The 15046-nt window shown below is 37.5% G+C and carries 14 protein-coding genes and 2 pseudogenes; 6 read left to right on the forward strand and 10 right to left on the reverse strand.

The window, feature by feature from the left end:
• The coding region (locus TY15_RS16520; protein ID WP_042375012.1) for a transposase at nt 1-376 on the forward strand (376 nt) is incomplete at its 5' end.
• A gap of 460 nt (nt 377-836) precedes the next feature.
• Complete coding sequence (locus tag TY15_RS16530; protein WP_040205952.1) at nt 837-2060, forward strand: macrolide family glycosyltransferase; 1224 nt, start codon at nt 837-839, stop codon at nt 2058-2060.
• A 134-nt stretch (nt 2061-2194) separates the two neighbouring features.
• On the opposite strand, the gene TY15_RS16535 is transcribed toward TY15_RS16530, so the two are convergent.
• The 3 genes from TY15_RS16535 to TY15_RS16545 form a co-directional block, all read right to left on the reverse strand.
• The gene (locus tag TY15_RS16535; RefSeq protein WP_040205951.1) at nt 2195-2590 is read right to left on the reverse strand and encodes a DUF5655 domain-containing protein; all 396 of its coding nucleotides are present in this window, start codon (nt 2588-2590) and stop codon (nt 2195-2197) included.
• Nucleotides 2591-2920: 330 nt separating this feature from the next.
• Complete coding sequence (locus TY15_RS16540) at nt 2921-4159, reverse strand: sensor histidine kinase (protein WP_040205949.1); 1239 nt, start codon at nt 4157-4159, stop codon at nt 2921-2923.
• A gap of 261 nt (nt 4160-4420) precedes the next feature.
• Entirely contained in the window at nt 4421-4819 is a 399-nt protein-coding gene (locus TY15_RS16545; protein WP_040205947.1) for a VOC family protein, read from the reverse strand.
• A gap of 470 nt (nt 4820-5289) precedes the next feature.
• On the opposite strand from TY15_RS16545, the gene TY15_RS16550 reads away from it, so the two are divergent.
• Together TY15_RS16550 and TY15_RS16555 are read left to right on the forward strand one after the other, a co-directional pair.
• Entirely contained in the window at nt 5290-6348 is a 1059-nt protein-coding gene (locus TY15_RS16550) for an LLM class flavin-dependent oxidoreductase (RefSeq protein WP_040205946.1), read from the forward strand.
• Nucleotides 6349-6826: 478 nt separating this feature from the next.
• On the forward strand, nt 6827-7051 hold the full coding sequence (locus TY15_RS16555; protein WP_040205944.1) for a hypothetical protein: 225 nt from the start codon (nt 6827-6829) through the stop codon (nt 7049-7051).
• Nucleotides 7052-7165: 114 nt separating this feature from the next.
• Here the strand turns inward: TY15_RS16555 and TY15_RS16560 are convergent, their stop codons facing one another.
• Nucleotides 7166-8386, reverse strand: coding sequence for an MFS transporter (locus tag TY15_RS16560; RefSeq protein WP_040205942.1), 1221 nt, complete (start codon nt 8384-8386; stop codon nt 7166-7168).
• A gap of 274 nt (nt 8387-8660) precedes the next feature.
• A complete protein-coding gene (locus TY15_RS16565) occupies nt 8661-9146 on the reverse strand; it encodes a TraR/DksA C4-type zinc finger protein (RefSeq protein ID WP_052353815.1) in 486 nt (161 codons plus the stop codon).
• An 847-nt stretch (nt 9147-9993) separates the two neighbouring features.
• Here TY15_RS16565 and TY15_RS16570 point away from each other — a divergent pair.
• Together TY15_RS16570 and TY15_RS25200 are read left to right on the forward strand one after the other, a co-directional pair.
• Nucleotides 9994-10371 (forward strand): DUF4181 domain-containing protein, encoded by a 378-nt coding sequence (locus TY15_RS16570; protein WP_040205940.1) that lies wholly within the window; start codon nt 9994-9996, stop codon nt 10369-10371.
• A gap of 176 nt (nt 10372-10547) precedes the next feature.
• A complete protein-coding gene (locus TY15_RS25200; RefSeq protein ID WP_257000242.1) occupies nt 10548-10670 on the forward strand; it encodes a hypothetical protein in 123 nt (40 codons plus the stop codon).
• A 165-nt stretch (nt 10671-10835) separates the two neighbouring features.
• Here the strand turns inward: TY15_RS25200 and TY15_RS16575 are convergent, their stop codons facing one another.
• From TY15_RS16575 to TY15_RS24965, 5 genes and pseudogenes are all read right to left on the reverse strand, one after another.
• Nucleotides 10836-11270, reverse strand: a complete 435-nt coding sequence (locus TY15_RS16575; protein ID WP_040206266.1) for a VOC family protein — start codon at nt 11268-11270, stop codon at nt 10836-10838.
• 359 nt (nt 11271-11629) lie between these two features.
• Nucleotides 11630-12876 (reverse strand): annotated as a pseudogene (locus TY15_RS16580) (TerD family protein).
• Nucleotides 12877-12978: 102 nt separating this feature from the next.
• Nucleotides 12979-14154, reverse strand: a complete 1176-nt coding sequence (locus TY15_RS16585) for a GNAT family N-acetyltransferase (RefSeq protein WP_040205939.1) — start codon at nt 14152-14154, stop codon at nt 12979-12981.
• A 26-nt stretch (nt 14155-14180) separates the two neighbouring features.
• Complete coding sequence (locus TY15_RS16590) at nt 14181-14609, reverse strand: GNAT family N-acetyltransferase (RefSeq protein WP_040205938.1); 429 nt, start codon at nt 14607-14609, stop codon at nt 14181-14183.
• Nucleotides 14610-14782: 173 nt separating this feature from the next.
• Nucleotides 14783-14944 (reverse strand): annotated as a pseudogene (locus TY15_RS24965) (TerD family protein); the annotation flags it as partial.
• Between the last annotated feature and the right edge of the window lie 102 nt (nt 14945-15046).

Genomic DNA, 15046 nt, shown 5'->3' on the forward strand with positions numbered 1-15046 from the left:
TCACATGGCGATAAGAAAGGCTCGTCAAGGGAAAAAAGGTGTGGCTAAAAATCAAGTTGACACTTATTACTTTGATATAGAAAAATGTAAACACTGTCCATTTAAAGATGGATGTTATAAAGAAGGAGCTAAAAGCAAAAGTTATTCTGTAAGCATTAAATCAAATGTTCATACAGAACAGATACAGTTTCAAGATAGTGACTATTTTAAAGTAAAATCAAAAGAACGTTATAAAATAGAAGCTAAAAATAGTGAATTAAAGCACAGACACGGGTATAATGTTGCGAAATCCTCGGGTCTATTGGGTATGGAACTGCAAGGTGCCATGGCCATATTTACCGTAAATCTAAAAAGAATTTTGAAACTAATGGATTAAAATAAGAGGAAATAGGCTCCCAATTCAAACAAAAAAACGACTCTAAATTCATTATTGGAATTTTAGAGTCGTTTTTTTAGTTGCCTTTTTAATTCCTTCAAAAATCCGAAGGATTTTCAGTGCCCTCGATCATAAACGCTCGCTCCTCTAAATTCCATAGCTTGCCCCTTTCGTTTTTACACTATTTACAATCTTCAGATCCCAAGTATTTTAACATATCTTTGGCAAAACCTAGAAATAATTTGGATTTCTTTTTAGTGTGAATATTTCTGGTAATAATGTTGAAATGGCACTCCCCCCTGAAACAATATCTATTTAAATACAAAGGAAAATCATTTGAGATTTTATTGTTTTGTACTATGATTAAAATTAATACCATTTTTTGAAATGTGCATGTGGACAGAGTATTCCCCCTTACTCTTATACAATCTAGAAAACATTAACATAAGGAGTGATTATGATGGCACGCTTTTTATTTATTAATTGTGGATCAGAAGGACATATCAATCCAACTATTGGCGTTGTGCAAGAGCTTATTTCCCGTGGAGAAGAGGTAGTCTACTTTACGATCGAAGCTTTTCGAGAACGGATTGAAAAAACGGGAGCTACTGTACGAACCATTGACGGTGAAAAATTTATCAAAGCATTTATCTCAGGTGGAAGAAATTATTTACCCGAAAGAATCAACGGTCTTCTACGCACGGCAGATATCGTGATCCCTAGTGTTCTCGAACAAATCGAGGGAGAAGATTTTGATTATATCATTCACGATTCTATGTTTGGGTGTGGACATATACTTGCACAAATACTCAAACGTCCGGCCATTAATTCATGTACGTCTTTCGCAGAGTCAAAAGCATCGTTTGATAGCATGTTGGAACATCTTTCACAAAATATCCCAACGGAACTGGTTAAAACAATCAATGATGATTTTCAATCCCTGACAACAAAACTGAAAGAGACATATGACGTTGAAATCCGTTCTCCTTATGAAGTCTTTTGTAACCCTGCACCACTTACAATTGTTTATACAACTAGGGAGTTTCAACCCTTCGGTGAAACATTTGATCAGACTTACAAATTTGTAGGTCCATCCATGTCTTTACGTTCAACACAAGAAAACTTCGACCTTACAGCAATCAAGGGAAAAAACCTTATTTACATTTCATTGGGGACCGTCTTTAACCAAGCAATTGATTTTTATCGGCTTTGTTTTGAGGCATTTGAGAACACAGATCACACCATTATCATGTCTATTGGGGAAAAAACGCAGTTATCTGATTTGGGGGAGATTCCCAAAAACTTCATAGTAAAAAATTACGTTCCACAAACTGAGGTGTTGAAATACACGAAATTATTTATCACACATGGTGGAATGAACAGTACCAATGAAGCTCTCTATTACGGGGTACCTTTAATTGTCATCCCACAAAGCGCAGATCAGCCCATCATTGCCAGACAAGTTGCCCATATCGGAGCTGGTATTACATTACAAATGCAAAGCTTAACAGCCACACAACTGGGTGAAGCAGCAAATCATGTATGGAACGACCCATCCGTCCATGAAGCCGTTGCAAATATCAAGGAATCCTTTCAAAAATCGGGTGGAGCTCGCCAAGCTGTTGAGGAGATTTTCAAATTTAAAAGGGCATATAATGGTACAGCTTCAAATCCTAATGCCTAAACCGAAGGTGCCTGCGTCCTGACTTAGCCGGGGTGTCAGGCACCACTTTAGCCAAAAGAAATGGACATGCGAACCTTTAGGGAGGAGGAACTAGGCGACTCCGACAATATCACAGTTGGTGCCTGATGACCTTGTTACTTTTTTCTCCTTTGCTCAGAAAAGGTATAGGCCTCAGCTAACCACTGTTTAACCTCTTCATTCAGATCATCTTCATTTTGAATGATAAGATGGTGAATCCATCGACCTGGGTACGGCTCACGAACTTCTACAATTTGGTCGTTTTCAATATAATGATCAACCACAAAGGTAAGAACAATGCCGTTCTCAGGACGTTTATTTACCAATGACTGAAGCAGCCATACCCAGGCAAATTTTGTATTGGTTCCAAATGATATTTGGGATTTCTTCACTTCAATTGTGGCAGGACCAATCGTATCATTTAACCGTTCTACTGCCATGAACAACATAATTTTTTTTTCTTGGTTAGAAAAGAAAGCTTCAACTTCTTTTTTACAGGAAGACCCCATCATATGATCACCCTCCAACTAAATAACACCCATTAAACACCCGATTCCCCCTCCTCTTGATTATACCATTTTCTTCCATGGAAATATAAAGCACCTTGCCCTATTTGTTTCAATCCTGATATATCTATCAAAAAACTTTCATAATAATTTTAAGATTGGTTACGAAAAATAAGGAAAGGGCAATCTACTAACGAGTAACTTAAGTGTAAGAATTCGCAAACAATTATAGAATCATAAGAATTAAACAGGTTTTTCTAACTGGTAAAGTCTCACGGGTCACCTAATTCAAATCTTCTTGTATATAGACGTTCAGTCTCAACATACATCATTTTACTAAACTCCCTTTTTTGCTATCGTTTTACTGGATAACGGAAAGCAAATCGTTACAGAAGTTCCATGCCCTTTAGAAGTTTGGAAGTCAATTGTACCATTATATTTTTCAATAATATTAAAACAAATCATCATTCCAAGTCCTGTTCCTTTACTTTTTAAAGAATAAAAAGGAGTACCAAGAGATGCAACTTCTTCTTCTGACATTCCGCTTCCATGATCAATTACTTTTATTTCAACAAAATGATTTACCATTCTAGCCGTTACAAGTACGACATCACCTGTTTTAGAAGCCTCAATGGCATTTTTAATAATATTTATAAGTAATTGCTTAATCTCTATGTTGTTAGCAGAGATATAGTAATCTTCCGCAACATTTAATTCGATCCTATTATCATGTAAAAGTCCATATGAATGTAGTAAATCCGTTACACTCTGAAGAACAACCTTTACATCTACTGTTTCCGTTACTTTATCCTTTTCCGGCTTTGCAATCGATAAAAATTGAGAAATCACCTCTTCAGCCACATTTAGTTCATCAATCATCAAAGAAAAATGTCCTTTTTGATCATCGCTATTATATGCGGTGTCTTGCTCAAATAACTGCAAATACCCTTTCACCACGGTCAAAGGATTTCTAATTTCATGTGCAACAGCTGCTGCAAGTTGGCCAGTGATCTTCAATCGCTCTGACTGTTGAATTTGTTCAAAATATAATTGTTGTCTTTTTATTCGACCGTATGATAAATAAAAAATAAAATAGATAATGGCTTGACTCCCGATAAAATTTATCAAATTTCCTATTAAATCCTGTTCTATGTATGGATATTGATGTCCTTGATCAACGACCTTAATATAACCAAATAAAAACAAGATCGCTGCACTGTTCAAAAACAAAGAAAAATAAAAGAGCTTTGAATCAAAGAACATGATTGAAAATGCTGGAATAAAACATAGAAAAATAAAGTTCGACCAAGTATCTGGATATAAAAGAAAAATCGTATAAAAGTAAACGGATGCAACGATTATTATGCCCATTCTGAGAACATCAGTTTCATACTTAGGATAAAGCAATAAACATATAGAGAAAACAAGCACCAGTAGACAATGGGCTATATATCCCACTCCGAATTCAGCAAAACGTGGATTATCAATGATCAAACCCGATATCATGATGGCTATTATAATGAACATCACAATATAATATAATCTTTTCGTTAATTTATTATAGGTCTCCTTCATACAAACTCCTTTTTTTACTCAAAATACAAACTCTAAAATATACCATATAATCAGTTAATTACTACCAATTTTCAGTTAAATGATTTAACTCTTTCCTTTTTTGTTAGATTTATACTAATTTTAGAGATCTAGATCATCCTGTAGTCCCGTACTGGTATGAACCCTCCTTCCAAACAAAAATAGAGCCACTAGAACCGTCCCTGTGGTACACAAACAATAAAAAGCACGTGGGAATTTCACGCGCTTTCACCTTAATTAATTTTAGTTAGGAAGAGTTAATTGCCATGAAACGCCAAACCGATCATTTAGCCAGCCAAACTTCTTACTGAAGCCGTAATTGCCTAATGGCATCAGGGCTTGTCCACCTTCGCTTAATTTCTGAAACAAATTGTCGAGTTCTTCTTCTGAATCACACGTAACATAGATGGAAAAAGAAGGTGTAAAGGAAAACTGATGTTTCACATGACTGTCAATGCAAAAAAATTCTTGCCCTTTCAAAGAGAAAGTAGCCTGAAACACGGTACCTTCTTCACCGGCTTCATTCGCTCCATATCGAGCAATACTTGTAATTTCTGAATCCTCGATAAGAGATGTGTAAAAACTCATCGCTTCTTCCGCCTTGCCATCTTGGAACATTAAAAATGGGATAACTTTTTCCATACTAATTCGACTCCTCTTCATTTCTTATTATTAGTAGTCCTATTGTTACTAAAAGGGTTTCTCAGCCTCTAAACAATTAGGGATATACCTATAAACTTCCTCAAGGTAATCCCCTCTTGTTAATAATATTACCATAATCACCCATCTGCGGCATAAAACAAAGAAAACGTGTTTCTTTCGTGTCACCAGCAGACAGCCGGAGGACATACCAGCATTTGTGCAGGAATCCTTGCGAATAGTAGGATAACAATTAGGCAGGAGGACTTCCTTCTGCCTATTAATGCATTTTATCCATAGATAACTATTAAACAAACAGGCGCACCTATTCTTGTTGAATTAAGATTTAATAAAGATAAACATGCAGTTATTGGATTTATTTACCCCCAATCCCCCTAAGAATCACATTTACCTCCAGTATTAATAAAATATTCCATCACAATTTACTCATACATTGGAGGTACAATTCTGTTATGCAACAAGAACATTCAGGAATAGAAATTGGTCTCTATACACTTGGGGATATGGAGCCAGACCCACATACAGGCAAAGCCATCGGGGCTTACCAGCGAACGAAGGAAATCATTGAAGCAGCCAAACTCGCAGACGAAGCGGGTCTGGACGTGTTTGGAGTCGGGGAACATCACAGATTAGACTATGCCACCTCTGCACCCCCTGTTGTTTTAGCTGCTATCGCTCAAGCAACCAAACGAATTAAATTAACAAGTGCGACCACCGTACTAGGGACGGTTGATCCTATTCGGTTGTTTGAAGACTTTGCAACATTGGATTTACTTTCGGATGGGCGGGCAGAAATCATTGCTGGTCGTGGGGCATTTGTGGAATCCTTCCCGCTGTTTGGTTACGACATAAATGATTATGATACCTTGTTCTCGGAACATCTCCAATTATTTCTAAAGCTCAACGAAAACGAGAGAATCTCATGGGACGGTCACTTTCGCTCATCTTTAAGAAATGCTGAAATAGCCCCGAGGCCATTACAAAAACAGTTACCGTTATGGGTTGGAGTTGGCGGAACACCTGAAAGTGCAGCACGTGCCGGCAGGTTAGGTGTAGGGATGACCATTGCCATCCTAAGCGGAGATCAACTTCGCTTTAAGCCGTTAGTTGATTTATATCGGGAAACTGGTGCCGAAGCTGGGCATCCTTTAGAAACTCTCAAAGTAGGGATAACTGGTCATGGCTATATCGCGAAAACAGCTCAACAGGCGCTAGATGAGTTTTATCCGTATCATTCAAATTATTGGTCATACTTACATCGTCAGCGTGGAATGGATTTCAGCCTATCCCGAGCAGATTTTGAACAAATGACAGCTCCAGAAATGGCCTTGTTCGTAGGCAGCCCGCAGCAAATTGCTGAAAAAATCCTGAAGCAACATGAACTCTTTGGAAACCAACGCTTTATGGTACAGATGGATATCGGCGGTTTACCCTATAAAAAGGTAGCTGAAAGCATTGAACTATTAGCAGCAGAGGTCGCCCCCATTGTTCGAAAAGAAACGAGTAAGTGAGATTGTCAAAGCCCCATTCCATTATCACCTAATTAAATAACTATTATATTTCGAAAAAAATAGCCCTCAGGATTGTTCAATAACCATCCTTGAGGGCATCCAATTATTAGTGCATAGGGGGTCTTGAATAAGAATGTCTTAAATATAGCTCATGATTCTTAATAAAAGCTTAACATACTGTGGAGGCGGCAAGTTTTCTTCTATTCTTTTCCATAAAACGATCCCAGTGATGATGTTCATCAAATAGGATTGATTTTAAAATATTTGCTTCCATATCATTAATTTACCATACACCAAGGGATATTCAGACTTGGAATGCCCAAAACTTATAAATTCTGGTGTATGATAAAAAAACGCTGCGGTTTTAGCTTTTATCTAGAGTACCTTTTGTTCGAAATGCGCAGTGAATATTTGTTTTCCACTTTACAGGCACTCATTCTCTCCCATGCAATATGATTATTTAAAAGGGGTGATGACAATGCATTGGCATCATAAGATTAGAAATTTAATCGGGCAACCTGTCGGGATTTCATTAACAAATGGGCAAGGTACATCAGGAGTTTTGTGCGGTATTTCTGGTTCAAACGTTCTTGTTATTGAATACTTATATCAAGCACAATTCGCCCTAAAACAATACGATGCTTCTCTGATTCAGGATATTAATGGATTTCCACCTTGCCATAGCCAACAACCACTTTATTGATGAAATGATCCCTCCCTGGAGGGATTATCTCTATCATCTTACTTTGTTCACAATATATTTCTATTACCTATTATTTTTAACTTATTTTATTAATTCACAAACAACCTTCCTATATTAACTCTCCGACAGTGATCGCATCTTTCTTAACGAAGGGAACAAATACATCCACAGCCCTGCAACGATAATCGTGCCAATTCCACCAATAAAAACGGCCGGAACCGTTCCGAATAAACCGGCTGCAGTTCCTGATTCAAACTCGCCAAGCTGATTGGATGTTCCGATAAACAGTGAATTTACCGCATTCACACGTCCAAGCATCTCATCTGGCGTTTGTAGCTGCACAAGTGAGGATCGAATCACCACACTAATAACATCCGAACCGCCAATGAGCAATAATGCAAACAAAGAAACGATTAGGTTGGTTGATATCGCAAAAAGCATGGTGGCCAGGCCAAAAATGACGAGGGCTCCAAACAACTTAAGTCCAATCCTGTTTTTAAGAGGATAATAGGCAAGGACCAGCGACACGAGTAAGGCTCCAACGGCTGGAGCAGTCCGCAATAAGCCCAAGCCCCATGGCCCCGTATGTAAAATATCCTGAGCATAAATCGGTAAAAGGGCTGTCGCCCCGCCTAGCAGGACAGCAAATAGATCAAGAGAGATCGTCCCTAAGATAACAGGATGACGATAGATAAATTCCAATCCTAAGAAAACGGAGCGCAATGTAACGGGCTCAGCATTCCGGACGACTTCATGCTCAGTCCTAATGAAATAGGTAAGAATCGCTCCAAGAAACAACGCGATGATCGAGGTACTGTATACATAGGATGCACCTAATGAAAAAAGCAACCCGCCTATCATAGGACCTAATATTTGTGATGTTTGTCCCACAGTCGTACTAAGAGAAATGGCTTGCGGCAGAATCCGTTTCGAAACCAATTGCGGCAATAACGCCGAAGAGGTTGGACCTTCAAAGGCCCGGCAAGTTCCTAGAATCGCAGCAGCTAGTAAAATCTGTTCCCGCCCCAGCCATCCGCCTAGGCTTCCATATAGTAGCAGTCCGGCAACAATACCTTCTATCAATTGGCAAATATAAACAATTTTTCGGCGATCAAAGCGATCCGCAATCGGACCGACAACAAACGTCAATAATACCATCGGAAGAAATTGGGCAAGCCCCACTAATCCCAAACTAAAGGCATCATGTGTCAAATCATACATTTGCCACCCGATGGCTACGGACAGCATTTGGAACGAAGTTGAGGCTAAAATTCTCGATAGCCAATAGTTCCGAAAAGCTGACAGTCTTAAAAGTGAATCCCCTGTCTGAAGCAAAACAAACCACACTTCCTTTTTCAAAGATGAATAGTAGAGTTAAATTTGGTATACGCTCCATTATACAATTTTTATGACTGTACTTCATTCCTTTCGTACTTTAGCAAACTGGAGGGACCATTTTGAAGCTATCGGAGTTTTTAGCTGGCATGACACTAATTTTTGGAGCGTGGTTAAGCGATAAAATCAGCGGCTCCGAGCCTAAAGCACCAGGAGCGAGAGTTTGTAATCTGAAACAAAAGAAGCCCCCTTGCTGACTAGCAAGGGGGCAGGGTTACTTTATAGTGAACGATGAGTTCCCGTGTTCGCATTGCAGTTCATCCACTGTTTGAAGCCGTTCATCGCCTCTTTTATCATCCTTCGGGGTGGAAAAGGAGAGTTCAGTCTGATTACTAGAATCAGCCGCTTCATCAAATCTCTTTTGCGCCTCTATAATACGTTTGGCATAGGGGAGAACTTTCAGCCGTTCAACAGGAATGTCCTTTCCTGTCTCTACACATTTGCCATATGTTCCGTCTTTGCATCGGTCTAGCGCTTCTTCTACCTCAGTTAAAATATGTTTAGCCGATTCCTTTATTGAAAATTGTACTTCCCGATCTTCCAATTGTGATGCGGTATCTGCAAAGTGGTTATCCAAGCTTGTCAGTTCCCCGTAATCCTCGAAGGAAAATGGCTGGTTCGCTTCGATCGCCTTCGTCAGTTCCTGTTTCATGCTTACTAATTTATTCTTAAAATAGGTGAGTTCCTTCTCTGTCCTCATGTTATTCCCTCGCCTTCGTTAACTTACTAAGCTTATATACCCTTTCAGCATAAAATCTTAAACTTGTTTCTTAACGAATAACGATGCATAATTCGGATACTTCATAAAACAAAGGAAAGGTTTACTTTGAATTTACAAATGATTTATAACGAGTTCATAATTGACTAGTATACTAAAGATATAAAAAGTCATGCTAATGGAGGTCCATGATGATCGAATTCTTGATTCGACTGGTTATTCTCATTCCCATTTGCACGCTTCTTTGACCTTACTCATGAATGAAGGCCCTTCTCTAACAGAATTTATCACGAATTGGAATTCCATCTTCAACAAATCCAGGGATTTCGGATTAAATTCTACTTGCCCTTTCCCTACATTTGGATCTATTCATACCAGCCGATATCCCCTCTTTTACACATACTACAAAGTAAATTCCCAACATCATAGGTGGAAAAAATTGAAAAAAGAAGTAACAGGCATTTCTTAACGGGTTCCCTTTAGAATTGCAAACTAGTAAAACTCATAATAAAATGCACTTGAATTCACATTTAAATTCTGAACTTCCCCGTAAATGTTAGACACGACTACTAACACTTACGGGGTGTTTTTTATTGTTATATTAAGGTTCAGTTTTGCTCTTGCTACCTTTTCACAATGGAAATGGGTGAAATAATTATTGGAGTGTATGTGAAATCGGGATGATTTATGGTTTTTAATGTAAGTTTGAAATTTATAGTTTGATGCTTTTCATAAAGAGCTGGTTATTTATGTTAAAATAAACACATAAATTTTGAAGATTTGTGGAATGAAGATAGTTTAATAACATATAAGGGAGTGGAATAGTAAAATGCCGTTAGTAGGATTAATAGTTGTTATTATAATGGGCATAATTATGTCCACAAACGTTATTGATAATGATATTCGAAAATGGTTTGGAGTAGGGAAAATAGCTCAAAGAAAAAATTCCTTTACGAAATATGGGGTTTGGATAAAAATATCAATATTGTTGATATTTGCCATTGTTTTCTTTCGTATAGGAATAGAATCTCCCTATATATATATTGCAATTCTTTTATTTGGCGTAATTTACTACGGATTTGAAGCTATACTAGAGAAAAAATATAGTAAAAATTCTAAAGAATATTTAGTAACATTTTTAATAGGATTACTCAAGGCTCTGCTTTTAATGATTGCAACTGTCATTTATCATTCGTTACCTCTTTAGATAAGTATATAGGTAACGAATGAATTGTTGTGACCTCTTGAGCGAGATGACACAGTTTTTGCTTGATAAAGTAGGACGATTTTTTCCAGTTAGAGACGTTCGTTTTCACATTGAGTGGACTACATGGCAGCAATTGTTAATCAGTTATACACTTTTTGGGGGTGTATAATGGTATATTGAAAGGAGTTTTAACCGGATTTTTACTAAGTCTTCCCGAAGCAATCATAACGAAGGCTTATGCACCAATCATCGGATTTGGAGTCATTGGAGGGGCAATTATCGGTTGGATATTAGGGTAGCTTGCTATCTTTTCCTAATTAAACAACAGTAAGATTTAGAAAGTAAGATTGTGAAAAAAGACACTTACACTACAGGCTGCGTTACTGAAACAAGGAATAATTAAAATCCATCTGTCCATTCGCGAACAGAAGGCTTTGTTTGTTGGTGGAGCGGAAGTCTTTTTACTAATACTGCGGTTGCTCTGCTGGGACGTTCACTTGGAAATTAACGCCGAACTTGTCCTTTACTTGCCCATACAAGGGGCTCCAATCCGTCTTATGAAGGGGTACAATGACTTGTCCGCCGTCTTCCAAAGCGGCGAAGATTTCTCTAGCTCTAGCCTCTTCTTTGGGATGGATGGCCATCTGAATCGAATCGCCTGGCTGATAAGGCATGCCTTCGTATGTATCGCTGAACATGATATCTGCATCTCCGACTTTCAAGTGTGCATGCATAACGCGATTCTTCATGTCATCCGTCAATGGATGATTCGGGTCCGCCGGCATATCTCCGTACGTCATGATACCCATCACTTTCCCGCCAAGCGCTTTCTCGTAAAAATAGACCGCTTCTTTTGCATTACCGTCAAAAAACAAATACGGGTTCAAACTAATTGACATCATTCAACGCCTCCTTAGTTCTATTTTTTTTCAATGCTTAAGTAATTTCTAACTAGCAGTAACTACCAATTATTATTACCATAAATATACTTTATAACGAAGAACGTACGTTCGTCAACAAAATATGATTAAATATTAATAATTTTTTAGGTTATCGTTTTTTTATCCCTAGCATTACATTTATGATTCCAAAAACTATGTAGTGGTAAACAGTCTATCATTCATTGGTACACTTATAGTCATTCAGTGGTAAAAACTATGTCAAGGATATAAGTTCTGGATCATTAATTCTAACCCCAAATAAACAAATGTGAGTATGAGTCCTTTTTAAGCTTGTAAATAGTTTATATAATTCTATTCTACTTGTAATCATTTTTTGGTCCTTTATCCATTATTACTTCTACCATATTGGAAGACCCCATCCTAAGTATAGGTCTATTCTCTGAGTTCGGTTTACTATAAAGCTCCAATGGACTTATAATTACTCCTTCTGGCGTATTCTGAAGAATCCCAGGCACACAGGAATAAATTCGATCATTATTATTGGCATTTTTGGCAGATATGGTAACGGAGGTTCCATTATGATTATCGATACTCATGGACACTGGGTATCTGTAGAATGAGCCTGTTCCATTTGACTGAGCGGAATACACCACCGGAACAACTGCCAGAATATCATTATTTAACCTTAATTTAATCACTTCTGTCTTCGTTGATCCGCTATTTCTCCTAACGTCTCCCATATGTTCCACTGCTCCGTTGCCAAAACTTCTGAGGGGAGGTATTCCTTTTGCCCCAAACATAGCAACATCTATCTGCCTGCCATTCTTTGTATAGACTAAAGCATATATATCATAATCTGTCCCAGACTTCAAGATACTGTAGCAGTAATTTCTGGTGTTTTTTCAATGATCACTGGCTTTTGACCTTTTTCGAGACTTACCTTACCCTTTACCTTTTCAAGACTGATCGTTGACAATATGTTTTGACTATTATTATTTTCAGGAATAGTTATAGTCTTTTCAGGTTCTTTTGGGATTTGTGTTTGAATCGTTTTAGGTTCAGAAGGCTTTTCTTGCTCATCCGATTCAACCTCAACGCCGTAATTTTTACATAACCCCTCAAGCCCGGAATCAAATCCGCGCCAGATTGATTTTACCTTTGTCTGACCATTCCTTAAATATAATTCTAATACGACAATGCCATTTTCATTTGTGAAACTAGATGGGGTTAACTGGATAATATGGTGATCAGTACATATTTCGGTCTTTAAATTCTTTACATTTGAAAATCCGGTGCTGTTATCCTCTGTAAGAGTGATCGCTATTTTCGTAATACCTTCAGGGACCTTACTCATGTCAAAATTAAGTTTATGTACTTTTGTATTACCTGCTATCTCAGATGGTAGAAGGGTAGCAACACCAGAAGAGCTCTCTGGTTGATTATAAAAGATAATCCCGCTATCTCCTTGTACCTTGTCTGAATCTGTTAGAAGGAAAGCTGTTAAGGAAATATCGATCGAATTAGAAATTTCGTAGCTAACCGTAACATTACCTTTTGGAGAACTTAAAGCTGTATTGGCACCCATCTGGAAAAATTGATTCATTTATACCACTCCCTGCTTCTCTATCCATTTATTGTCTAACAGTCTTTTTTTCAAAATTTCCCTCGTGATTGCATCTTAATCCATTACATCCAAATAGTTGAATTAAAAAAAGTCAAAAAATGATGATTTCAACGATGGGACCATTTTTTCGAATAGATCAATCTCCATCTCGGATCCTTTCAAGTACCCCATTTCATAAAGCTCCATCGGTTTTTTATATCCAAAAAGAATCGCTGAAAGGGAATTAATAGTTAAGCGAATCCCTTTTTTAGGAGGATGAACACATTGGCCACCAGTTTTTTCTTTAAATACCTTTATTTCGCCATTTCCAATTAAATAGCTTCCATTATTCCAAGGGGCATGTGAATCTTCTAGATGTAGGAATAGCAACTCTTTTCCTGGTATAAAAGGAAATCTTTTTAAACATTCCTCCGCATCAACGACCCTTGCCATAAAATAAGGGGTTACCTCTGTTTTTACCTTGGGCTGTGGCAGAAAATAAAGAAAAGGATCTTGACTGGCAAGCGTAATCGTCACGGTTTCCACCATAGAGTCATGCTGGCACATAAAATTCCATAGCCCGATTCTCGCTTCCTGGTCCATGGCAACGATCTCCTGTACATCCATTTTTCTTTCCTTCACATGGTAAAGAATATACCCTTTAGCCTCGTTCTCGGAATGGTAATAGACAGCCAGCTGCGAATCTTCATCATACACGTGATGTTTCCACCAATGGGTCTCGCGTTTTAGCATTCCGGTATGTTGAATGGCAAATTGTTGATACATCTTTTCAATTTCCTCATGATGAGTCTCTTTTGTATATCTTTTTATAAAACCTTGCTGGCTTTCGAGAAACTTCAGATCCTTATTTTCAATCGTTATTTTTTTCTGCTCACTTAATATTTCCCATCCAAATCTCCGATAAAAAGAGATATCAAATGGGTGTAAAAGCGATACGATTTGAGCATTTTCACGCATGTGCTTTAAAGCATCGATAATGAGTGTTTTTACATAACCGCTTCGTCGATATTCCGGGTATGTAGCAACACCGGCGATACCACCCATTTTCCAAACATCATCATTCATATGAACGTTTAATGGAATAATATGAAGTTTGGCAGCCAGAATATCCTCATCCCATATCCCTAAAATTTTATGGCTTCTCACCTTTTCTTTTCTAGCAGGTAAGTCAGATTCCGCAACCTTATATTGAAATGCATACATTGACAGTTTTATAGATTCTAAGTATTCATCTTCTCTTACTTCCGTAACTAACATTTAGCACCATCTCCATCTTAAAGTTACTATCCATTATTTTCATTTTTTGAAATTACAGTAAACATTCCCGTCATGTTAGGTGAGTAATCCTTAAAATCATATTTTTCATAGAATGATTCTTTACCTTGTGATGCAAACAAACCAACAAACGCCTTATCTGGGGCATTCCGATGTATGTATTCGACCAAATTATTCATTATTTCTTTTCCAATGCCAAATTTCTGATAATCCGGATGAACCACTATATCTTGAATATAGAAATAGATAGCCCCGTCTCCAACAATTCTCCCCATGCCAACAATTTGTTCGTTATCACTTACTGTGATGCTGTGGATAGAATTTCTTAATGATGTTTCTGCCACTTCAAAATTCATATAATTAGTCCATCCCACAGAATCGCACAGATATTTGTATTCTTCCAATGTTGGAATGTTATTCTTAATCTCATATTCCATTAAATTGTATCCTCCAAGACCGCTATTTCACCAATTATATATATTTGATAAGGAAGCTAGATATGACATATATTGATTAAATGTCTATCTGTCTAGCAATTCCATTCTCAAATTTTATATCATTCTAGTCTACTTGTAATCATTGATTGGTCCTTTATCCATTATCACTTCTGGGTTAACTGAATATGGTTATGTTCGGTACATATCTCGGCCTTTAAATTCTTTACATTTGAAAATCCCGTGCTATTATCCTCTGTAAGAGTAATCACTATTTTCGTAATACCTTCAGGGACTTTGCTCATGTCAAAATTCATTTTATGTACTTTTGTATTACCTCCCGAACCTCTTGTATTGTTCCCTCGCAGCCTAGATTGGTTAGCACCAAGATAATTGCTTCATTTTGGTTCATAATCTCCAATCTTTCTGGTTATTTAACT

Source organism: Neobacillus jeddahensis, from assembly GCF_000612625.1.
Taxonomy (GTDB): domain Bacteria; phylum Bacillota; class Bacilli; order Bacillales; family Cytobacillaceae; genus Neobacillus; species Neobacillus jeddahensis.